Here is a 23,922-nt window from a genome sequence, read left to right on the forward strand (position 1 = left end):
TAAAAGGAAATAGCTTGCAACATTGCAGAGTCTGTTGCCTGGGCTTTGAAAAATGGCATATTAACCCAAAGACGATTTCCACTCAGTTTTCAGTTTTGCATATTTAGCATTACCCTCAGCTTCTTTCCATTTTGAAAAAAAGACGGCTGCCGCCTGTGCTTTTTCCTGTTCGCCCGTTCCCTTTTCTAAAAGCTGATAGTCGTGTTCTTTATCATATTTTTTGCCTCCTTTGTAATTGGCATACCGGCGGGCGCGTGTAAATCCCATTTGTAAATATTTACGCGCCATATCGGCTCCAACGAAATCATTCTTTTCCAGGTATGTCAGAAAAATGCGGTAAATTTTTTCACTGCTTTCCTCCGCAATTATTTTAGTTTTAAACCTCCAATATTGACCAATTTCTGATTTGTAAGGCTCACATATCAATACACCCTGCTCACCTTTTCCAACCCGGTATTGTTCAGGATGTTTTTTATAGTCGACATCGGGCTTCCAGGCATATGCCGGTTTATCAAAATTCAGGTAGGACGGGCTGTCGCTCATTGCAGTTTACAAAATCATTGATAATAAATTAGTTGTCATACCGGGCATCAATTTTCACTCAGCCACATTTTTAGGAAATAAAAAAAGCCACCTCTTTCGAGGTAGCTTTGATTCATATCCTTCCTTAATTATGCTTTTGCAGCATCTCTAAGAGCCTTAATATGATCATGCGCTGCATTGATTCCTTGCGCCTGACTGCTTATGATTTGCTGAGCGTCATAACCAAGTTCTTCGCTTAGTGCATCCTGGTAAGCTTTTTTGATTGCGTCCTCTCCGCGTTCAGCTTCTGATAAAATACTGGCACGGTCGTCACCACCAAAGATTGATTTTACGTCAATCCATGCACGGTGTAAAGTGCCGCTTACACTCGTTTCAGTTTCAAGATGTGGAGCGGATCCCACAATAGCAGACAATTCCTGCGTGTTTTTGCGGCTTTGCTGAGCATAAGATTCAAAAAGATCTTTCAAATCAATATTCTCATCCTTAATATCTGCAATTGCCTTTTCAAAACCGGCAGTACGGTCATTATTAATTTCAATCAAATCACTAATTACACTTGTTGCTTTTTCAGTCGCTGACATAATTTTTCATTTAGTTGATGTAATTATACCGATCTCTAATATCGTGCCAATGTGCGTCATCAATCAAATGAGTGCGGTAAATGGTGCATTGGGCCATGGGTATTTTTACTTTTTGTAGAGAAAAATCATAAGTGTGATGTGGTTGGGTATTATTGAAATCTATGATGATTTTCTCGCAGTTATTTGGCAGGATCAGACAATGCGATCAGAACTGCTCCGCCAATTATTAAGACTACGCCAACAATCAATTGCCAGGTAATTTTTTCTTTTAAGAATAATACAGAAAGTAGTACCGCTATAACCAGAGAGGATCTTTCGACAGTTGTGACATAGGAAGCTTTCCCCATAGATAATGCCTTAAATGAGAACAGGGTTGAAAGTGTGGTTGCCACACCGGCAAGCCCCAAAAGTACCCATGCCTTGCTATCGATTTCTTTAATTCCGGAAACTGTTCCCTGAAAGGTAACTACGCTCCATGTGATAGCAACAATGATTATAGATTGAAGGGCAAATGCCAGACTTGAATCCACATTTTTTAAACCTGCTTTTGTTAATACCGTCACCAGCGCCGCAGTTATTGCTGCCAGAATTGCCCAAATCAGCCACATATTGTTCTTTTCAAAATTAAATCGTTTCTTCATTAAGATCAATTTGACGCGGGTCTAAATAACCATACCATATAAAGATTGACAGTTACACAACCTTCCGCCTACTTTGATACATGCTTTGTCAAATCGTGACAGAAATTGCAAGCTGTTTATATCAATAAAATATGTGTGGCACGTTTTTATATGTCAATACATTAAATCACAAAACTTAAAAACTATGAGAACTGATCACCAGGATTACGAAAGAGAAGATTCAGACAATGCCGGCTTTGCAACAGGTCTTTTTATTGGTGCCGCAATAGGTGCTGTACTTGCGCTTTTATATGCTCCAAAATCAGGTGAAGAAATCCGTCAGGATTTGAAAGATTTGGCTGATGAACAGAAGGATAATTTAAAAAACCAGTGGGACCGCACCAAAGAAAAAGCTGTTGAGGTTGTCAATACTGCAAAAGAAAAAGTGGATTCAGTAGCTCAGCGCGCAAGTAATTCGGTTGATGTATATGCTGATAAAGCTGTAAACAAGGTAATCCAGGTAGCGGATGAAGCTAAATCAACGGTGGATAAATTTCGCAATGACACTGATAGTGCCAATCAGTATTAATTAGAAAATAAAATAACGATAGCTATCAATTTTTAATTAGCTATTGACAAAATAAAGGAAATGGTCAGTATGGTTATAATCAACCACGCTGACCATTTTCTTTGTAATGGTGTTTTCAATTTCTTTATAGATAAATATCCAATTCCTCAATTCAGCAGCTGGTAATACAGCAACATCAACAGTGTTGGTAACGACTTTTGTCCTTCCGCACAGGTTTTAATTGAAAGGGCATGAGCCCAGAAATGATGCAATCCTGAATAAAACCATAGACAAAGTGTAGACAATTCATCAACCAAAGGGAATTTGGTTGTGAAATCATTTTTAAAACCTAACATTCGTAGCCTGATAACGAACAATAAGTTTCTGCCCGGATTACTTAGTGGTCACATAAATAAAAATTTAAGTTTTCAAAGTTTGAGATAATCCTTGTCTCGGCCCTTCCTCACACTGATCTTAACCGTTTAATAAATAATCATCAATAATTCCGGAATCTTCGAGGTAAATGGAATTTGGTATATCCTTTGTCCATCTAACCAATCAATTTGTGTCCTTATTTTACACTCAACGATCTTTATGAAAAGAAAAATTTCTACTCACCATTATTTACTTCTTTTATTAGCGCTGCTTTCCATCCAGCAGGTGCAGGCGCAGCAAAAGGGAGAATCAGTCGTTACTACCAAAAAGCAAGAACTCGAAAATCGTTACAGGCTCGCTAAAACAAGCTTTGATAAAATTATTGAAAAAGCTTCAAAAATAGTGGTAGATAGTAAAAGTTTGAAGTTATCAAAAACCAGATTTGCAAATTCCAAATTGACCAGATCTTCCGCAATAGCCAGACACCAGAATGAAAATGGTAGTAAAACATTACATGACAGTCTGGCCAAAAACTGGTTGAAAAGAACCGTTATTGCTTCAAAAAAAAGAAACCGGGTAGCTCGGCCACATATGTCTGCGGCAAGGAAAACTGCGATCACCGACGTTCCCGGGACCTTGTTTGTAGATTATCAGGCGTCAGGATTGAATGATGGTACCAGCTGGGAAAATGCATTTGTTGAGCTGGCAGATGCTCTGTTTTATGCAAAATATAACCCGGGTGTTTTAGAGATCTGGGTCGCCAACGGTGTTTATCACCCGCTTTTTGATCATAATTATCAGGACGAGGGAGACGATTACAGTCCCCACGACAATGTCTTCATGATGCTGCCGGGTATTAAAATATATGGCGGTTTCACAGGTATTGAGGAATCTGTCACACAGCGTAATCTCAGAATATCTTCCGGTTCCGTATTTACAGGTAATGGCGGAGGCGATTTTGCGACCATTCTCAGCGGAGATATACTTGATGATGATTACACTACCGGAACACTGGATAATACCTATCATGTAGTTTTCTCCGCTGGCGACGTAAATGGTGCCAGCCTGGACGGCTTTGTAATCGCGGGGGGGATTGCAAATGGCGCAGAGTCGGTCATCGTGAATGGTGAAACGATTGCGAGGAATGTTGGCGCCGGCATTGCGGTTTTTAATTCCTCACCATCACTGAGTAATCTTCTAATAGCTGACAATTCATCGGCTTTTGGCAGTGCTGTCTATGGTTTTCAGTCTAACTTTGTTATGACTAATGCGCTGATTATTTACAACTATGCGTCAAAAGAGGGGCCGGTTTATATTGACAATTCCTCACCAATAATTACAAATGCCACCATTGCATCGAATACTGCTGCTGAAAACGGTGGTGGTATCACTTTCAAAGGAGCCAACACAGCAGCAACAGTCAGGAATACAATTGTTTATGCAAACGATGCGCCGGTTAATCCAGATATATTTTTCTCTGACGCTGACGCTGAGGCGTCCTTTGCATACAGCATCATTAAAGGAAGTAAAACGGGCGGTGTCTGGAACCCTGGTTTTGGGACAAACGTGGCTGGAAATCTGGATACGGACCCACAATTTGTAAATTTATCATATGGCTATTTTGCCTTGAAGCCAAACAGCCCAGCCATTAATAATGGTAATAATGAATATTTTCAAACGGGAGAGTCGCCGGATCTGTCAGCTTTGACAACAGATCAGAGAGGGACAGCACGCATCATCAAAGAAACGGTTGATATTGGAGCGCTGGAAAGTCTGTATGGAATCCTCACTACAAATCTTGTCCCCAATAATGCAGGAATATTATTTGTCAGACAAGGAGGTTCCGGTTCTATGACGGGTGAAAGCTGGGATAATGCCGCGGCGGAAGTTGCTGATGCACTTTTGGCTGCCAACTTAAGGCCTGAAATACTTGAAATATGGGTGGCAGGCGGCAAGTATCTGCCGCTTTACAGACCTGATAATTTAAGCAATGAGGATCCGAAAAGCCAGTATAACGCATTTTTACTGGTTGATGGGGTGAGTTTATATGGCGGTTTTGCAGGGACGGAGACATCCCGCGATCAGCGTGATTTAAGCATTTCCACGAATGCAAGTGTTTTAAGTGGAGACTTCGACGGAGACGACGATTTTAACTTCTCCGACATCAAGACCAACGGCCCTGGTGAAGAATCCGAAAACGCATATCGGGTGGTCAATATCATAGGGCTTCGCGAATATGGCGCAGCACTTGACGGATTTACCATTGAAGGTGCGCATAATCTGTACGGTGATATTAATGAAACGATACTTGTAAATGAAGCAGAAGTGCCCTCTACATTTGGGGCAGGCGTTTTTGTATTAGAGGCTGATCCTTTGATTGAAAATGTAATTATCCGAAACAATATGGGGCTTTTGGGAGGCGGATTGACCGCGGTTAATTCCGGCACAATTATCTCAAATTCGATTATATATCATAATCTGGATGTAGTAGCTGGAAGTGGAATAGTGCACTATTTATCGACTCTTCCGATGGTTATGTTCAATACAACAGTAGCGCAAAACCTGTCTCTGACGAACGGACCTGCGGTAGGTATTGCAGGGGCGAAAATTGCAATTGCCAACAGCATTATTTTCCATAACATATTGTCTGACGATTCACCAAATGGTGGTGGAATTCCTCCGGAATCCAATTTTACGGCATTGGGTGCTGTTGGTTCAATTGGGAATAGCATCATCGGAGGCAGTGGGGGTAGTATTAACTGGAAACTTGAGGTGGCCAATACGGAAACATATCTGGAAGACCTGGGTGGAAATCTGGATAAAGACCCGCTATTCCAAAACATGGACAACAGTGACTTTTCTCTTAATCAGTGCAGCCCCGCAATTGATGCCGGTAAGGAATTTTATTATCAGGAAGGTAGCCTTCCCCAGAAAGATATAGCCGGAGAAACAAGGATATTTAATGGGAAACTGGATATGGGTGCCTTGGAATTTCAGGGAATACGGCCAGCAAGCGCAACTGAACTGGCAGGAAACGGAGAGTCAGGTTCCTTTGTTTTCGAGGATATGGAGCCGCATACATTTTCTGTGAATGGCGAGGTGTGCGGATCGGACCTTTTAACGCTGATTCCGGAGGTTTTGAGTGGCACGGTAACTGCCAAAGTATGGGTGGATTCTCAGGTGAATTCCTATGGCGGTGCTTTTTATCTGCAAAGGCACTATGATATCTCTCCGGCTGACAATGCTGAAAGCGCTCTGGGGCGTGCAATTCTATATTTTACGCAGGATGAATTTGATGCATTAAATGCAAAACTGACCGCTTCTGCCTATTTACCAACTGGAAACCCAAATGGAGAGCAGGCCAGAATAGGCAATCTTCGGATATACCAGTTCCACGGACCAAGTGCAGGTGACACCGGCAGCCCGTCATCTTATGGAGATTCAAGGACAGTCATTGATCCGGATGACGATGATATCGTTTGGAATAGTGGTAAGAATCGCTGGGAAGTGGCTTTTAATGTAGATGGTTTTAGTGGTTTTTTTGGTGGAACTTTAAGCCAGAATCCGCTGCCTGTCCGTTTAGTCAGTTTTGAAGGCAAGCGCACCAGTGAGCAAGAAACAAAGCTTTATTGGAAAGTTGTCGAACAGGAGGATATTAAAACTTATCAGGTAGAATACAGTGCAAGTGGTAAGAATTTTATCAAAATAGGTCAGGTAAAAGCCAATTTACTGGCAAGTACTGATTACAGCTTCACAGACTCGCTCGTGCATGCCGGAAACCAGGCTTATTACCGTTTGAAAATTATAGAACTGGATGGAAAAATATCATATAGCAGAATAGTATCGGTGAAGTTATCGGCAGCAGAGGCAATGATCGCCTATCCGGTTCCTGCCAAAAATGATCTTTGGATAGATTGGAAAAAAACGGCTGACAGCAAGGTGCAATTTGTTGATTTAAATGGAAGTGTTTTGAAAACTGTAACCAAAACCTCAGCCTCTCAAAAAGTAGATATATCAACCCTTCCGTCAGGTGTATTCTTATTAAAAACGAATGGCAGCGAAATCATTAAAATAGTAAAAGAATAATTTATAATGTGGGGCAGATTCTCAGCGGTTTGCCCCGCATTTATTTTCTTATCTTCAAAATTTCTGCTGTCAGAATTCTCCCAAACATAACGGTTCGCTAATTCGCGCGACTAATTTAAAGTTTGATTATCATAAGTTTTGGTTTGATATTCTTTAACAAAAGCAAATACTTCCAGACTAACTTGCGGTGCAATAGGCAACTTCCGGATCGCCGGCGAAGGATGCATTGAAAATGGTATCCGCCACGATTCTTCACCCTAAGATATTATTTTTCAATGAGCTATTATGATTGGGCGGGTTTAGGCTGGTCCGATCTTTTTAGTTTTCCTTCTATCCCCAATGGTTGCATTTGCGGGTAAACATGGAATTTCCGGGTTGTACGTGTCTGGATTTTTTTTATTAAGAATTAAACTTGTGAAATCACTATGGCCAATAAATTTTCCACAGATAAACCCGAAAACGAATATGGCAGTGAGTCAAGGCGGGATTTTCTAAAAACAACATCAATCCTGACTGCCATTGCGGTTGCTCCATTGACCGTTGCCAAAGCGGCTGAATATAATCTGGGAGAAAAAATCGTTGAGGCATTTGAAACTACACCAGTCAGCCTGACTGTAAATGGGGTAAAAAAACAGCTTGCCGTAGAGCCGCGATCGACACTTCTGGATGTACTGCGCGAACAACTGGATTTAACAGGGACGAAGAAAGGCTGCGATTATGGTCAGTGCGGAGCATGTACGGTACATGTAAACGGGCAACGGGTTTTATCGTGTCTGAGCCTCGCTGTCATGCAGGAGGGGAAAGAGGTTACCACCATTGAGGGACTTGCAAAAGGAGATGAACTGCATCCGATGCAAAAGGCATTTATCAAACACGACGGTTTCCAGTGCGGTTACTGCACACCGGGCCAGATCATGTCAGGCATTGCCTGTATCAACGAAGGACATGCAGAAACGAAAGAGGATATTAAAGAATTTATGAGCGGCAACATCTGCCGCTGCGGGGCATATCCCAATATTGTAAAAGCGATTCAGGAAGTTAAAATGGGAGGGCAGAAATCATGATACAGTTTCAATTTGAACGCACTGCAACAACAAAGGCTACGTTAACTGCGCTGGCCAACAATAGCAATGCCAAAATCATAGCCGGTGGTACAAACCTGGTTGATCTGATGAAACGCAACGTGATGGCTCCCACCAGATTAATTGACATCAATACGGTTCCTCTTAAAAATATCGAATATAAAAATGGTATGACCAGAATTGGGGCGCTGGCTTTAAACAGTCAGGTAGCAGACGATAAACTCATACTTGAAAAACATCCTTTGTTATCAAAAGCACTTAATGCAGGAGCATCCGCACAGATCAGAAATATGGCAACGGTGGGTGGTAATATGATGCAACGCACACGGTGTTCCTATTTTTATGATACCGCATTACCCTGTAATAAACGCCAGCCAAACAGTGGATGCGGCGCGCTGGAAGGTGCAAACAGAATGCATGCTATTTTTGGTGCCAGTAACCAGTGCATCGCAGTTCACCCAAGTGATATGTGTGTAGCCCTCGTTGCCCTGGATGCATCGGTAATTGTGGCTGGGCCAAAAGGAGAAAGACGAATTCCATTTGGTGAATTTCACCGCTTGCCGGGAGAGCATCCGGAAAAGGATAATACGCTGCAAAATAATGAGCTGATTATCGCAGTAGAAATACCTGACAATTCTTTTAACAAAAATACCCATTACTTCAAGGTTCGCGACCGTGCTTCGTATGCTTTTGCACTGGTTTCAGTAGCAGCTGCGCTGCAAATGGAGGGCAATGTTATCAAAGAGGCCCGGCTTGCCATGGGTGGCGTGGCGCATAAGCCATGGCGGTTGACGGAAGCTGAAAAATCGCTTGCCGGCAAATCTGCCACAGAAGAAACATTCAGACAGGCTGCGGAAATTGCCATGCAGGGGGCAAAAGCATACAAACACAATGCTTTCAAACTAAAAATGGGTCCAAATGTGATTGTCGAAGCGTTAAAAAACGCAGCTGGTTTGGTATAGGCGTATTCCTGATTCCTTGAAAAAAATATTATGAACGAAGCATTTTTTGATAAAAAAGAATATTTGCCACTCGACCGTGTCGACGGCCGTCTGAAAGTAACCGGCGCAGCAAAATATTCTGCTGAATATGTCCTTCCTGACATGACTTATGGTGTGTTGGTTGGAAGCCGGATTGCAAAGGGAACTATTAAAAGTATTGATTCCAAAGCAGCGGAGCGGGCTCCAGGCGTTTTGGCAGTCATATCGCATACCAACAGAATTAAAGTCCCGGGTTACGAACCTTCTGCTGATGCTTCAACCGGAGCACCTTCGGCTAACCAGTCGCTTCGTGTTTTTTATGACAACAAAGTGTATTCTAATGACCAACCGGTTGTGATCGTTGTGGCAACGAGTCTTGAAAAAGCGCATTATGGAGCATCGCTGGTCGAAATTCAATACGATCAGGAGAAGCACAAAACAGATTTTGAGGCCAATACGGATGGTGCTGTTTTACCGGTAGCAGCGAAAAAGAATCCCAAATCCCCGACAGCGGACTATGACCGCGGACAAACCGATGCATTTCAATCGGCACCTTATAAGATTGAAGCGGAATATGTCCTGCCAACTGAAATGCATAACCCCATGGAATTGCAAGCCATAACTGCGCATTGGGAAGCAGACGACAGGCTTACGATTTATGACAAGGTGCAGGGAACAAAATCGACCCAAAAGACATTTGCGAAAGAATGGAATATACCTGAGCAAAATGTGAAGGTAATTGCCACTTTCGTTGGAGGGGCTTTTGGAAATGGCCTTCATAGCTGGCCGCATGAATCTGCCGCAATCATTGCTGCCAAACAGGTTAAAAGACCGGTGAAGCTGATGCTGACCCGCGAGCAAATGTTTACGATGGTTGGCTACCGTCCGCGTACCTGGCAAAAAGTGCAGATGGGTGCTACAAAAGATGGCAAGCTGGTGGCTATAAATCATCATTCCATCGGGCAAACGTCAAGTTATGAAGAGTTTACAGAATCAACTTTGCAGCAAACAAGGATGATGTACGCTTCGCCAAACGTGAGCACCCGGTATCGTTTGCTCCCGCTTAATGTGGCCACGCCCATCTGGATGCGTGGACCGGGAGAAGCAACCGGTGCTTTCGCGTTGGAATCTGCCATGGATGAAATGGCGCACGCGATCGAAATGGACCCGATCGATTTCCGGCTTATGAATTATACTGAGACCGATCCTGATAAAAATATTCCCTGGTCAACAAAGTTTCTGAGGGAATGTTATGAAGAAGGAAAAGAGAGAATCGGTTGGAAAAACAGAAAATTAAAACCGGGTTCTGTACGTGACGGAGAGTGGCTGGTTGGATATGGAATGGGAACCGGAACTTTCGGTGCAAACCGTAGTTCTGCGACCGTACATGCAGAGCTTGATATAAATGGAAATCTGGTGATGCACTGCGCGATCACTGATATTGGTCCGGGAACTGCAACAGCTATGGTGCAGGTTGCATCAAATACTACCGGCATTGCTCCGGAAAAAATAACTTTCCATTTGGGTAGTTCAGAATTTCCAAATGCCGGTTTACAGGGCGGGTCGTCAACTGTAAACAGTGTCGGGCCTGCTGTGCAGGCTGCTTGTAATGCCCTGAAAGAACAATTGATCACCTTGTCAGCTTCAAAAAACGGTTCTGATTTCAGTGCTGCCAAACCTGACGACGTAATGTTTGAAAAGGGTGAGATCCGGCTTTCGGGGAAGTCGTCGGGTACACTTAGCGATTTTTTCAAACAAAATAAAATACAAAAAATCGAGACCACACAGGAATCAAAACCAAGCGAAAATGGTAAAAAGTACTCCATGAATGCTTTCTCCATGCACTTTGCTATGGTTCACGTGCATCCTTATACGGGACAGGTGCGGGTCAAAAAAATCGTTTGCTGCGCAGATGCCGGGACGATCGTCAGTCCTAAAACAGCGGAGAGTCAAATGATTGGCGGAGCCACAGGTGGCATTGGTATGGCATTAACAGAAGATGCTGTGATGGATCACCGTTTCGGCCGTTATGTCACCAAAGATTTTGGTGATTACCATGTCCCGGTTCATGCAGATGTTCCCGATATCGAAGTTTATTTTGTGAACAAACCTGATTTGCTGGCTGATCCGGTAGGAAGCAAGGGTTTAGGTGAAATTGCTATTATCGGTGTTGCACCTGCCATTGCCAATGCTGTTTTTAACGCAACAGGAAAGCGGGTCCGTACATTGCCCATTACGCCGGACAAGCTAATTTAAGCAATTCTCATAGATTTGAATTTCTTAACTTTGTGAGATGGATAAAGAAAATACTGTGACTTCATTAGATTTTAATGCTGAATTGAAATTGAAAGGGTTTAATGTCTTTCAAATAGAGGGTGATAGTAATATCACCCGTTTTTATAGCCGGAAGGATTTCTTTAAAATCTGTCTGACAACAGGTAAAAGTATCATACACTACGCCGACCGTAGTTTTGAAACTGACGGGACTGTTTTGTTTTTTGGTAATCCGCATATTCCATATTCCTGGGAGACACTTTCTGCAAGTTATGTTGGCTATACCTGCCTTTTTTCAGAATCATTTTTAAAAGCTTCGGAGCGTTCAGAAAGTTTGCAGCAGTCTCCTTTGTTTAAAATCGGAGGTACGCCAATTTTAGAAATAACCGAAAAACAGCGTGAATTTCTAAACACTATTTTTCTGAAAATGGTTGAGGAGCAAGGCTCTGAGTATACGTATAAGGACGATCTGATCCGAAATTATATCAACTTAATCATTCATGAGTCACTAAAACTGCAACCCTCTGAAAACTTTGACCATAACAAAAATGCGGCATTAAGAATTACTTCCGTTTTTCTTGAACTTCTTGAAAGGCAATTTCCTATCGAAAGTGCAGATTTTCCACTTCAACTGAAGACTGCTCAGGATTATGCAAAAAGCATGAATGTTCATGTAAATTATTTAAACCGTGTCGTGAAAGGAGTTACGGGCAAACCCACAACAGCGCATATTTCTGAACGTATTTTTAATGAAGCAAAAGCACTTTTGCAACATACCGACTGGAATATCGCTGACATCGCCTATGCGCTTGGCTTTGAATATGTAACCTATTTTAACAGTTATTTTAAAAGAATAGCCGGTACAAATCCCAAAGCGGTCAGAGAATCAAAGGTTTGAAATATGTAATTACTGATTCAAATATCAGAGATACGCAAAAGTTTTTAGCTGCAATATCAATTAATCATACTTCTTTGCTTACGGCATCGAACAAATGACTGGTTTTATATACCGAAGGTTTGCAGGCCGTTTGACAAGTGTACTGATAACACTTTTTTTACCAGACGGATCATTATTGCGAGGCGTTGGCAGCCATAAACTGTAATTAATGGTATGCCTCACTCTTTTTAACTGGTCGGTTGTGAATGAATTATTATGGGAATAATAATAATCCATGATATTGGTGCAGGTGTAATGAACACCGGCGCAAGAAGTTCTCTGATATCTTTTATCAGGATCCAGATTATCAATATATAGATTACGGTTATAATATGGGGTATCTGCACAGTAATCAGGATCCGCTGTGTTACATCCGTTATAGTCGTAATTATTCCCGTTGAATACGTGGTACAAGCCCAGTACATGGCCGGCTTCATGCGCCAGAACTTCCTCGGTTCTTCCTCCCTCATGGTTGATCGACACATGATTTCCATTTAGAAAAATTCCGTATGGAAAAAATGGCGAAGTGCCCTCTTCAACTGTCAGTAACCCATCCATCGGCACGGTCACACTCGGATAATATGCCCAGGAAGAATTTGAATATTCACCGGTTATGTTTGGATAGACCCAAATGTTCAAATACCGTGTCGGATCCCAAAAAGAAGTAAATGCGTCATTAAATGCATCATTGGAAGTAAAAGAATTCTTTGCACTTACAGCCTGGTGAAGTCCCGGCGAACTAAGTTTTTTACCGTCAAGACCAATTTCAGCAGGATAAAACTCAATAAAAATATCTTCTGCGTTTGGATCTTTTTCTGCCTGGTTTATATTAAACTGATTCCGGTATGCCCGGCTCATATCTTCTGTCAGTTTACGGATCCGGTCTGCGGTGAGCACTCTTGCATTGATTTCATGAAAAATAACCGGCAAACGTACTACCGGATACGTAGGCTTGGGAAGTGCATTAATGGTGAGTTCATTACTTTGGAGCCCCAATCCTTTTACCCGGAATTTATACACACCTGAAATTTTTGTTGCAAATTTTCCGGAGCGCTGCTCTTTATCGTTCACGTAAAATTTATACGGAAAATCAGGGTTAACAACCTTTCCACCTTTCAAAACATTAACTTTGAAATTCAATGAATCCTTACCGTTGGCATAAAATAAACCGGGCGCATTTATAGTACTTAAAGAAAGTGTAAGTGATGATGGTTCCCAAACCCTGACAATCAAAGTATCGCTCACCCTTCCAGCCAGCTTTCCAACAATTGCATATTTGCCCTCTTTTTCGGGCAGGAATGACTCTCCGGAAAGTTCAACGCCGTTACTGTAAAAACTTATTACTTCCTCCGGAACATCGATCACACTTCCTCTCTGATCAAAAGCCGTGGCGTCCAGAGGGATTTCCGGATTGTCAGTACCCAGAAAAAAATCAATTTGTTTGGGCTTTTGAATGGTTAACCGTTGCAGTTTATCAAAACGGTAGTGTTCATCTGTTTCCAGAGGAACCACTTTTTCACAGCCGGATATAAAACAGGATGATAAAATCGTGCACAGGAGCAGCGCAGAATAGATAATTTTATTTTTCACGCCAGTTTAGATAAAAAAGGACACGATAAGAGAACGGTTTTTTATGTCAGATGAAGTGGATACGGAATGTAAACCTGCCTCATAACGAATCTCAAAAAGCGGCCTTTTTCGAATATTAATACCGGCAGAAACGGAATATCCATAATCATTCTCCACATTGAGATTATTCGCCGTCATCGGATCATTCTCCCAATTTTCCTGACCGGTTTTCGACCTGGATTTAATTCCTATACGGCGGGCGAAATATCCACCCAGGGCTATATACGGGTTAATCTTTTTATCTCCGGTTTTGATTACAAGCGGCAGCGCACTTAGCTGGACATAGTGTAATCTGTTTGTGCTTTGTATGGCTATGCGATCATTCTGAAATGTTTCTTTTGCGCCTTTGCTCAGGTAAGACAATTCTACCCTGGCATTGTAGTTTGCTTTTGAAAAAAAATCCATTGCAGCTCCTGCATGAAAGGCGGGCATGGATTTCTTTCCCGGAGAGGGAATCAGTAAACTGCTGCTATGGCTGAAAGAGCTTGCCAAACCGCCAAATCTGAAACCGATATAGTTTATAAAATGCTTTTTTTGATCCGTCGCAAGGCTATGGGGCTGACTATGTTGTGCGGTAAGTATTAGCGGGAAAATTAGAAAGAGGTAGGTAAAAAGTATTTTCATAGATGAAGGTGTTGGCTCCAATTGACAATCATACTTCCAAAAGTAACCCATTTATACTTAATTGTTGCATAAAAAGTAGTCGTATACGTTATTTTTTTTACTTCATTTTTAATTGGTTATGTCAAATCATAATTCGTCGCAGCTTCTTTAACCAGACGCGATCAGTAAAAGATAAATCTTGTGATCTGATTTTCTGAGAACCACATAAAAAAGCCATTAAAATTACCTTATACATGGATAATTTTAATGGCGTTTTCTATTGATGCTTTATATTGAAATCAATACAAAGTCATCGCTATAAACTTTAGAGCGTTGCAATATCGATTACAAATCTGTAACGGACATCACCTTTCTCCATACGCTCGTAGGCAGTTTGTATATCTTTGATATCAATCATTTCTATATCTGAAACGATATTGTTCTCTGCGCAGAAATCCAGCATTTCCTGAGTTTCAGCAATACCGCCGATGCCAGATCCACCAATACTTTTTCTGCCGCCAAGCAAACTGAAAGCTGCAATTTGAGCTGGTTCCGGTGGAACACCCACACAGATCAGCGTACCATCAGTTCTTAACAGGGAAAGATACATGTTGAAGTCGTGCGGAGCAGAAACCGTATCCAATATAAAGTCGTAGGTCCCTATGGCAGCTTTCACCTGAGCTTCATCCGTAGTCACAACAAAATGATGTGCACCTAATTTTTTTGCATCTTCTTCTTTTTTTGGAGAGGTACTTAGTACTGTTACCTCAGCTCCAAAAGCTACACCGAATTTTACAGCCATATGGCCAAGTCCGCCAAGACCAAGTACTGCCAGCTTATGTCCTTTGCCAACTTTCCAATGCCTTAAAGGAGAATACGTGGTTATCCCTGCACATAACAATGGTGCAACGGCAGCCAGATTAAGTTTTTCTGAAATATGTAAAACAAATTCCTCGCGAACCACGATGGTATTGGAGTAGCCACCATAAGTAGGCGTTTTGCCATCACGCTCATAACCATTGTATGTCTGGGTGTTGCCTTCCAGGCAATATTGTTCAAGATCTTTTTTACAGTTTTCACATTCCTGACAAGAATCAACCATACAACCTGTACCAGCCAGATCACCCACTTTGAATTTTTTCACATGGTCGCCCACTTTCACAACGCGGCCAACAATTTCATGACCAGGTACCATAGGGAAAATTCCAGGGAACCAGTCGTTTCTTATCTGGTGTAGATCAGAGTGGCAAACCCCGCAAAATAGTATATCAAATTGTACATCGTGTGGGCCAACTTCTCTGCGTTCAAAGTCCCAAGGTGTCAAATCTGCGGCGACGCTCTGCGCAGCATATGCTTTTGCTTCTATCATTTTATAGTTTTGTTGAATTGAAAAAATAAAGGTAGAAACTTCTTCAGTCAACGGATTGCAAGAATCAAACAATTACTTTCAGGTATCAAACATTTAATGATATGTTCTGTACTTCGTTCCGCTTTACTCAGCTGGCTTTACAATCTGCATATTAAATATGACATTGTCATAATTGAAAAACCCGTTGCCAAACTTGATTTGACAACGGGTTTTTATAAGAAATAAATTAAAAATCTTACCAGAGCGGTTGTTTCAATTTAATAAAATAGATTCTGTTTTTATCCAGTTTACCTGTTGCCGGTAGTATTTTTGAAGTGTAAGTACCAGTTCCGGTAACCCCGAAATCATCATCATTTGAAACCGCTATGGTAGTGGAATTAATAACAGCCAAACCTTCCGCCTTATCATGTGGATATAGTGAAGCAATGTCTGTCATAAGATCCGCCACCAATGTTTTTGTAACCGGGGTAATGCCGTTTGAAGCAAGTGCAGCAGCAGTTTTAAGCTGCTCAACCGTAGAACCGCCATAAAGTTTCCCTGTTGCGGAGTTCATCGGATCAGAAATATCAGTAGCGCCCGTAAGGCTGATTTTATAAATTTTCTTGATAACCGTTGATCTGTTAGCATCGGTTGCATATTCACCGTCGCGTTCCAGAACTAAAAATTCTGTGTTATTGACTGCTACAATTTCACTGTTAGCCTGAAGGTTGGCACGGTCGATTAAATAAACATATTCCTTGCTTGTTCCCGCAACAATGTCATAAGCCAGAATACGGGTAACCAGTGAACCTGAAACTGCCGCAGAAGATGGATTATACAAAGGGAATTGCATGATACCAACCAGTGTTTTTCCATCAGGTGTGATTGTCAAACCTTCCATACCGCGGTTAGGTCTTCTGCTTGCAAACACCAGCGGGATTTTGCGTCCGCCTTTACCGCTTCCAAATGGATTTATTCTTTCAATCGTTTTTCCATCTGCATCAAAATGTACCAGGTGAGGGCCATATTCATCACTGATCCAGAAGGTACCATCTTTGGCCATAGCCATCCCTTCTGAATCCAGACCGTCTGCGCTGTTCGCAAGTGTGTTACCCGCCAAATCCAATGCAAGTTCGCCACTAAATCCCTGACCAACCGGGTTTGGAAGACCGTTTATTTTGACTCCGTTTTCGTTTTTCAGTTCAATGATTTTTTCAAGCGTAAGCTGGTGACCTGATAACCTGAATTTTCCAATTTGGGGAGTGAAACCTGGTGAAGCAAACACTTTTGAATTGGCAACGGTGCCATCAATATTAGGTCCGCGGTCGGTTAGAAGAAAGAAGATATTGTGATCGTTCGGATCCTGAACAAGTGCCGAGCCAAAACCTCCGTTGTAAACATCAATGCCATTGGCATTTGTAAGGACAACAGGATTGCTGGCTTCCGCCATTTCAGGATAAGTGACAGTTTCAATGTCATGATCGGTACATCCCAGGCACAGAATAACCGTTGAAAGTGTGAAGAGTGCAGGTAAATTCAGTTTCATATTTTGCCGGTTAATTTTTTACAAAAATAAAGCAGTCTACTTTATCCTTATGTTAAGAAATGGGCTTGAAAATGAACAAGATGTGAATTTTGACAGTGTTGTAATCTTAACAAACTGATAATACAGATTTAATTTCCAGGCGGCCCGGATACGTTTACTTTGTGCGTAATTATAAACTACTCACCATGCTTACGAAAAAACTTTTACTCCCATCCACAGCCCTTTTCAGCCTTTTAGTTCTGGCAGGTTGTGAAGACCACCGTATGGCCGACAGTCCGGACATCGTCGTACAAAACCGTTCGGTAACACCGGTTCTTGCCAAATTCCTTCCCGGCGCAACTAACGGGCGCATTGGTGCTAACGCGCTTTCCATGTATTCTTTGCTAAGCAGTGATGATGTATTGGAACAATCGCCAAATTACGTTTTTGGAGGCTCGGCAGATGGTGCCGGTATTTTCCAGAATCCGGATGGAAATTACACGGTTTTGGTTAATAATGAAGACAATTTCGCGGTATCACGCATCACACTTGACAAAACATTTAAACCTGTAAAAGGAGAGTATGTATTAAATTCAGACGGAGGAACCTGGCGTTTGTGTTCAGCAACTCTGGCAACGCCTCTGGAACATGGATTTGGTCCTGTGTTTTTGACTTGCGGAGAAAGCGGACAGGAATCGCGTACACATGCACTTAAAGTGGATGCGAATGTGAACCAGTCAAGCATATCAAGAGAAGTTGCAGGTCTTGGTCGCTGGAGTGCAGAAAATGCGCTTCCTTTGCCAAAAACAGCCTATCCGGGAAAAACTATTATCATGATTGGTGATGATGATTCTGATATCAACGGAGGACAGCTGGCTATGTATCTTTCCAACACGGTTGGAGATCTTGAAAATGGCACGCTTCATATGCTGAAACGCTCAGACAACAATCAGAAAGAAATGGATATGAAACCAGGTAACGTTTATGATGTTGAATTCACTAAAATTGATAATCATAAAACGCTTACCGGTGCGCAGATCAATGCCAAAGTAAATGAGTTGAAAGGCATTAAATTTGGAAGAGTAGAAGACGTTGATTACCGTAAAGGATCAGCAGCCAACGGACGTGAAGTGATTTTCGCTGTAACCGGCCAGGATAATTCAGGAGTAAATGCTGATTATTCACGTTCGAAATACGGTCGTATCTACCGTTTGGTACTGGACGAAAAAGATCCTTCAAAAGGAAAACTGGAAGTTTTACTTGATGGTGATGACCGCTCAGGTATCGCTAAAACGTTCCAGGATCCTGATAACGTTTGCGTGACTACGAACTACGTTTACATCATGGAAGATCCAAACGGATACGGTGATGAAAAACATGACGGATATGTGTATCAGTACAACCTGAACACAAGACAACTTACTCCGATCATTGAAATTGATCACCGTCGTACGGCATCTGACGCTGCGAAATACAATGTAGGCGGTACATCTAAATTTGGTTCATGGGAATCAAGTGGTATGATTGATGTTTCTGACGTAACTGGTCGCCCGAACACATTTATGCTTGGTATCCAGGCACATACATGGAGAGGTGACAAATACAAAGGCGTTGACGGAGGTTCAATTCGCAAGAATGAAGATCAGGCAAGTCAGTTAATTCTGATTGAAGGTTTGCCACGTTAATTTCTATTGCAGATAAAAAGACGCCTGACTGTATATAACCGGTCAGGCGTCTTACGTATTTCCAATCTCACATTTCTTTCAAACCGATCTATGTTTTTTAAGTCTTTGCTGTCTGCTAGCAGCGGAAAGTGCTGGTCGTTTATTATCCCGGTTTTGGCTATCTGGCTTGTTTCATGTCAGTCTGGTTCGGAAAATGGCTCAGATCTTTCCGGTTCAAAATTGGTCAAGCAGTCTTTTATGCAGGACATAAACAGCCTCGATACTGCGGTAAGTCAATTACAGCGTGATCTGAAATCTAAACGGCCCGATGCTGTTATTCAAAAGGCTTTTCGCAGCGCAAGACTGGCTTACAAAAAAGTTGAATTTATCTCTGCCTATTACAGCCCGGAAACCACCAAAGCGCTGAACGGGCCTAACATTCCGGAGGTCGATGATGATCTGAGAGTAAACCCGCCACAGGGATTTCAGGTTTTGGAAGAACTTGTTTTCCCGGTTGTGGATTCGTCAGCTTTTTCGGAAGGACTACAAATTGCGACAGTACTTCGCTCCCAGGTAAACCGTCTGCGCAAGATTTCAGAGAGTAATGAATTAACCGACAGCCATGTTTTTGATGCCATGCGACTGGAAATTTTTCGTATCCAGACGCAGGGAATTACGGGATTTGACTCGCCGGTAGCTTTTCATTCGTTGCCGGAAGCTGCCAGTGCGCTTGAAAGTATGCGTGATCAGTTACAGATTTATGCGCTTGATAAGAAAAATAAAAATCTGGCAGATCAACTGGAAAGTGCCTTCGAAAAAGCAATTGTCAATTTAAAAAGTGGTCAAAATTTTGATGATTTTGACAGGCTGGAATTTATTAAAAACAATGCAAACGAATTGAGTTCGCTTTTGCTGGATGCGCAAAAAACGCTGAAAATTCCGGTATTCACAGAAAGCCGGTTTTTGTCAGCTTCTGCCAGGACACTGTCTGATTCGGGTGTTTTTAACAGTGATTATTTTGTCAATCTGGATGAACAGCATAGTACGCCGGGAAAAGTTGCGCTGGGGAAAATGCTTTTTTTTAATCCTGTACTTTCTGCCGGTGCGGGTCGCAGCTGCGCGAGTTGTCATCAGCCAGATAAAGCTTTTAGTGATGGTGAGACCAAAAGTTTTGCAGTTGGTTTTGACGGGAAGCGCATCAGCCGTAACGCGCCGACACTTTTAAATGCTGCTTTTCAGGCCGTGCAATTCGCTGATTCCAGGGTTACTTTTTTGGAAGATCAGGCTACGGACGTGATACAAAACAAGCAGGAAATGCATGGCTCACTTCCGCTCGCTATAAAAGCACTAAAAAAGGATCCGGAATATGCCGGGTTATTCGCTGCAAATTATAAAGACGGAGTCAGTGAAGAATCGCTGAAAAATGCAATTGCAAGTTATATCCGCTCACTCAGGATGCCTGAAACCAGGCTGGATACTTATCTTCAGGGAGAAACCAAGTCATTGACGCTTGAAGAAAAAGCAGGTTTCAATGTTTTTATGGGAAAAGGAAAATGCGCGACCTGTCATTTTTACCCCTTGTTCAACGGTACAGTTCCTCCTTCCTATCAGGAAACGGAAAGTGAAGTTTTGGGCGTTCCCTTAACAGTACAGGGTAAAGAGGTTGATACCGATGTCGGTAAATTTGTACTGACAAAACGCGAGCCACATCTGTATGCATTCAAAACACCAACGGTCAGACAGGTTTCCAAAACTGCTCCTTATATGCACAACGGGGTTTATAAAACGCTGGAACAGGTTGTAGACTTTTACGATCAGGGAGGTGGAAACGGGCTTGGTTTTAATCTTCCAAACCAGACTTTGCCATTTGATAAGCTTAATTTGAAACCCGCTGAAAAAAAGGCACTGGTTGCTTTTATGAATGTTTTGTGATCTGCTTCACATAAGAAGTGCGAGCACTAATTCTGGCTATTTCGTTATGAGTGAAAAATAATAATCTTCACTCATAACACCCTTTCTAATAATTATAATACTTTTCATCAAAACTTCCGTCGGCATAAAGATCGATCAGACCATAACCGGGAGCTGTCTGCCGGTTATTTCCATTCCACCATGCTCCGCTCACCGCTCCGTTACAAATATAATTGACGCTGTTATATTCAACTTTATCCCGTAAATGGATATGCCCGCTCAAACTCAGTTTCACGTTTGGGTGCTTATAAAACAGATTGATAATTCTGGATGTATCCGTGTGCATATCACCACCCAGCATTTCCCATTTGTTGATCACCTTATCGTCAATCATCAGCGTGGCTGTCAGGATCGGGATGTGAGATAGAATCAACACCGGTGTTTGAGCGTCCGTATTTTTCAATTCGTTTTCCAGCCAGGCAAATTGCTCTTCGCCAAGTTTTCCAATATACCAGGTATCATCAATATCCAGATGTACACTGTCAAGGACAATGAATTTCCAGCCTTTTTGCATGAAACTGTAATAGGGCCGGGATAGGCTGAGCTGGTCCATGGCGTAATGTTTGCCATAAAAAGTCTGGCTTTTGCTGTTTTCGTTCCACCATATATCGTGGTTGCCGAGGCAGTATTTTACAGGGATATCACACTCTGTTTTCATAATGCCATGGACAAGTTTCCATTGTGCGTTGATGGTGTCAATATTCTCCTTGTTCATATCAAAAACAATATCGCCGCCATTTAAAATCAAATCAACTTTTGGCGTTTGTTTCTGAACGTGATGCAGACATTTTACAAATTTATCCGGTGCTCCGAATTCATTTTTCAGGTGAACATCAGTCAGATGCGCTATTCTTAAAACAGGCTTTTTTTCTTTAACAGTTTCAGTAACCAGTCCGGGTGTCAAAAACAAATCACCAATATTTCTGAGCGCAGATCTTCTTTTCATGCTGACTTTTTTTTACAAAGTTAGAGCGTGATACTGATCTTTGAACTTCTCTATATTATCAATTTATTAAAATCCTGAATTTTTTGACAGTGGTTCTATCGGACTGACTGATTACCGTTTACTAAAACAAATGCTCCAAATGGCACGTAAGTTTTTTGCTTCTTAATTTTTTTATAATTTGTTATTGTTATCTGTAAATCAATGCTTTGAGCTTGATTTTTTCAGAATTTCATGAACAATATCAATTGTATAAAACAAGAAAAATGGCACATATGAGATTTCTTTATTGGCTAATATTCATTACAGTTGTCATCAATTTCCGCTGTTTTGCGCAGCGTAACGCTGATCAGGATATACAGGATAGTGTAATCGGCTGGTGGAATAATAACCGGTTCGACCATCTGAAACCTCAGACTGATGCCATTGGAAAAAGCAAGGAAGTGATCGTGAATGATATGGTCAGGTGGATGAAGGCAAGTTACACACCGGTGGGTGGTCTGGGGACTTCTTCCAGGTATATTGGCAGCAGAGGCTATGGTGTAAACTTTCTGGTCTGGAACGTAAGTCACGACAAGCTGTGGACAGAACCTAACGGGAACTTTAAGCCCATACCAGAAGAAAATACAAAATTTGCTATGGCGGCCAATCAATTGTTCGGCGCTTTTCCAATCAGTTTTATCAATACAGCCAATCAATTTTATTTTACTATACAGCCAGAAGGATATGCTGATAATGACCAGTTAATGGCTTGGCGAAAAGGTGCAGATCCGCGCATTCATCCTAATGCTTATAAATATATCACCTGGGTAAATGACTGGTGTACAGTCTATCTGGCACCGGATAACAAACTTCCCTGGATACCGGTAAGTAAAGGAGAATTGCTGCAAAAAGCCGAAGAAGGTTTGCTGAAAGTGCTGGCAGATAAAAGGAAACAAGTGGCCTCTCAATGGCCGGATAACAAAAAGAATCAGGATGAAGCGCTGGATTATTTTGAAAAGGGAGATCTGGCCAAATACAGAAACAAGATATCGGAATTAAAAAAACGGCATGCTAATACATTGAATGAACCAGCGCTCTTAAGTAGCATGCAAACGACGATGTATAGCTTTGAAACGGATCCGGATATTTTTAGAATCGATGATTTTGCAAAAAATCTGAATCAGGCTTTTCCGGTTTATAAACTGGATTCGGCAGCATTGGCCAGAATCAGAGATATCAAACCTTTGTGGGTAGCCGTTGCCTTTCCATATGAAAATAAGGAAAGGGGCAATCAGAAGTATGAGTTGTTCACTGCTATGTCAGAAAACATCAACTACGACTATATCTACAATTATTTTTATGAACCAGAAAAAATAAAAGGCCAGTCTTATATACCGTCTAACGCTGCTGGTTTAAAAGCTAGGCTGGATTCTTACAGAAGTAAATCTTCCGGGACGCAAAAGTTAATCACGAAAAAACAAACAAATTTGCCAGCGAACATTGCGTTGTTCGACGACTTTTCACAGGACAAAGTAGGGGAGAAACCGGCAGGCTGGTATTTTAATTCGGTTGGGAAGAAACATGTAATCGCAAAAATTGAAGGAGAAAGCGGGAATTGGTTAAAATTGGGATATAGTAATGAATTGACTTCCATAACGCTTCAGACTTTTCCTGAAAATTTCAGTCTGGAATATGACCTGGTCACTTCAGGGTTTGATGGCCGGTGGGGCGCAAACCTTACTGTCGAATTGAAAGGAAGTAAAAAAGGCAGCGATGGCGTCACTTACAGTTCAAATTTAACAACCAGTATTACAGCCGGAAACCAAAGCGCCCTGGATTCGAAACACGATTATAGAGGAGAGTTAAAAATTGATCTTTTAAACTCGCCTTCCAAAATGGATTATAATGATAAAGGTGGTTATTTCGCTGACTCCCAGCCAGTATTTACCAGTACAAAACGCAAAGTTCATGTTCAGTTGCTAAAAAAAGATACTCTGATTGCCTTGTTCCTCAATGGAAAGGAAGTGACTAATTCAATGCAGTTTAAAACCAGATATGGCAAACCTTGTGGCGATTGCAGCATTCCGGCTGGAATGGTTTATAATAGTTTTGTTATCAGAAATTTTACGCAGGAACCGGATGCTGTGGCTTGTTATATTGGAAATGTTGTGGTTTCAAAGATTTAGCATGACAGCAGGATTTAAGATAATT

18 protein-coding genes are annotated in these 23,922 nt (G+C 41.8%); 9 read left to right on the plus strand and 9 right to left on the minus strand.

Annotated features, from left to right (window positions below):
* Positions 1–60: 60 nt before the first annotated feature.
* The 3 genes from LXL81_RS25415 to LXL81_RS25425 all read right to left on the minus strand — a co-directional run bounded on the left by LXL81_RS25415 (position 61) and on the right by LXL81_RS25425 (position 1,765).
* A complete protein-coding gene (locus tag LXL81_RS25415; protein ID WP_234650225.1) occupies positions 61–543 on the minus strand; it encodes a DUF4385 domain-containing protein in 483 nt (160 codons plus the stop codon).
* Positions 544–671: 128 nt separating this feature from the next.
* The gene (locus LXL81_RS25420; RefSeq protein WP_234650227.1) at positions 672–1,124 is read right to left on the minus strand and encodes a PA2169 family four-helix-bundle protein; all 453 of its coding nucleotides are present in this window, start codon (positions 1,122–1,124) and stop codon (positions 672–674) included.
* Between the two features lie 179 nt (positions 1,125–1,303).
* Positions 1,304–1,765 (minus strand): EamA family transporter, encoded by a 462-nt coding sequence (locus LXL81_RS25425; protein ID WP_234650230.1) that lies wholly within the window; start codon positions 1,763–1,765, stop codon positions 1,304–1,306.
* A gap of 184 nt (positions 1,766–1,949) precedes the next feature.
* On the opposite strand from LXL81_RS25425, the gene LXL81_RS25430 reads away from it, so the two are divergent.
* Positions 1,950–2,333, plus strand: a complete 384-nt coding sequence (locus tag LXL81_RS25430; protein ID WP_234650233.1) for a YtxH domain-containing protein — start codon at positions 1,950–1,952, stop codon at positions 2,331–2,333.
* A 146-nt stretch (positions 2,334–2,479) separates the two neighbouring features.
* Here LXL81_RS25430 and LXL81_RS25435 read toward each other — a convergent pair whose 3' ends face one another.
* A complete protein-coding gene (locus LXL81_RS25435; RefSeq protein WP_234650234.1) occupies positions 2,480–2,668 on the minus strand; it encodes a hypothetical protein in 189 nt (62 codons plus the stop codon).
* A gap of 238 nt (positions 2,669–2,906) precedes the next feature.
* Here LXL81_RS25435 and LXL81_RS25440 point away from each other — a divergent pair, with 238 nt between their 5' ends.
* The 5 genes from LXL81_RS25440 (at position 2,907) to LXL81_RS25460 (ending at position 12,007) form a co-directional block, all read left to right on the plus strand.
* A complete protein-coding gene (locus tag LXL81_RS25440; RefSeq protein WP_234650236.1) occupies positions 2,907–6,773 on the plus strand; it encodes a choice-of-anchor Q domain-containing protein in 3,867 nt (1,288 codons plus the stop codon).
* A gap of 425 nt (positions 6,774–7,198) precedes the next feature.
* Positions 7,199–7,837 carry a (2Fe-2S)-binding protein gene (locus LXL81_RS25445; protein ID WP_234650237.1) on the plus strand — a complete coding sequence of 213 codons (639 nt, stop codon included), beginning with the start codon at positions 7,199–7,201 and terminating at the stop codon, positions 7,835–7,837.
* Positions 7,834–8,817 (plus strand): xanthine dehydrogenase family protein subunit M, encoded by a 984-nt coding sequence (locus LXL81_RS25450; protein WP_234650240.1) that lies wholly within the window; start codon positions 7,834–7,836, stop codon positions 8,815–8,817. The genes LXL81_RS25445 and LXL81_RS25450 overlap by 4 nt, the downstream gene beginning before the upstream one ends.
* Positions 8,818–8,847: 30 nt before the next feature.
* Complete coding sequence (locus LXL81_RS25455; protein ID WP_234650242.1) at positions 8,848–11,091, plus strand: xanthine dehydrogenase family protein molybdopterin-binding subunit; 2,244 nt, start codon at positions 8,848–8,850, stop codon at positions 11,089–11,091.
* A 37-nt stretch (positions 11,092–11,128) separates the two neighbouring features.
* On the plus strand, positions 11,129–12,007 hold the full coding sequence (locus LXL81_RS25460; RefSeq protein WP_234650244.1) for an AraC family transcriptional regulator: 879 nt from the start codon (positions 11,129–11,131) through the stop codon (positions 12,005–12,007).
* A 78-nt stretch (positions 12,008–12,085) separates the two neighbouring features.
* Here LXL81_RS25460 and LXL81_RS29200 read toward each other — a convergent pair whose 3' ends face one another.
* From LXL81_RS29200 to LXL81_RS25480, 4 genes are all read right to left on the minus strand, one after another.
* The gene (locus LXL81_RS29200) at positions 12,086–13,636 is read right to left on the minus strand and encodes a M43 family zinc metalloprotease (protein WP_234650246.1); all 1,551 of its coding nucleotides are present in this window, start codon (positions 13,634–13,636) and stop codon (positions 12,086–12,088) included.
* Between the two features lie 6 nt (positions 13,637–13,642).
* On the minus strand, positions 13,643–14,299 hold the full coding sequence (locus tag LXL81_RS25470) for an outer membrane beta-barrel protein (protein ID WP_234650247.1): 657 nt from the start codon (positions 14,297–14,299) through the stop codon (positions 13,643–13,645).
* A 304-nt stretch (positions 14,300–14,603) separates the two neighbouring features.
* Positions 14,604–15,647 carry an NAD(P)-dependent alcohol dehydrogenase gene (locus LXL81_RS25475; protein ID WP_234650249.1) on the minus strand — a complete coding sequence of 348 codons (1,044 nt, stop codon included), beginning with the start codon at positions 15,645–15,647 and terminating at the stop codon, positions 14,604–14,606.
* A gap of 235 nt (positions 15,648–15,882) precedes the next feature.
* On the minus strand, positions 15,883–17,172 hold the full coding sequence (locus LXL81_RS25480; protein ID WP_234650250.1) for an esterase-like activity of phytase family protein: 1,290 nt from the start codon (positions 17,170–17,172) through the stop codon (positions 15,883–15,885).
* A gap of 185 nt (positions 17,173–17,357) precedes the next feature.
* Between LXL81_RS25480 and LXL81_RS25485 the strand changes: the two genes are divergently transcribed.
* Positions 17,358–18,836 (plus strand): hypothetical protein, encoded by a 1,479-nt coding sequence (locus LXL81_RS25485; protein ID WP_234650252.1) that lies wholly within the window; start codon positions 17,358–17,360, stop codon positions 18,834–18,836.
* Between the two features lie 90 nt (positions 18,837–18,926).
* Entirely contained in the window at positions 18,927–20,747 is a 1,821-nt protein-coding gene (locus tag LXL81_RS25490; RefSeq protein WP_234650253.1) for a cytochrome-c peroxidase, read from the plus strand.
* Positions 20,748–20,832: 85 nt separating this feature from the next.
* Here the strand turns inward: LXL81_RS25490 and LXL81_RS25495 are convergent, their stop codons facing one another.
* Entirely contained in the window at positions 20,833–21,732 is a 900-nt protein-coding gene (locus LXL81_RS25495) for a metallophosphoesterase (protein ID WP_234650255.1), read from the minus strand.
* Positions 21,733–22,004: 272 nt separating this feature from the next.
* Between LXL81_RS25495 and LXL81_RS25500 the strand changes: the two genes are divergently transcribed.
* Positions 22,005–23,897 carry a hypothetical protein gene (locus tag LXL81_RS25500; protein WP_234650257.1) on the plus strand — a complete coding sequence of 631 codons (1,893 nt, stop codon included), beginning with the start codon at positions 22,005–22,007 and terminating at the stop codon, positions 23,895–23,897.
* The last annotated feature ends 25 nt before the right edge of the window (positions 23,898–23,922 follow it).

This window comes from Dyadobacter sp. CY356 (genome assembly GCF_021440195.1).
Classification (GTDB): Bacteria; Bacteroidota; Bacteroidia; order Cytophagales; family Spirosomataceae; genus Dyadobacter.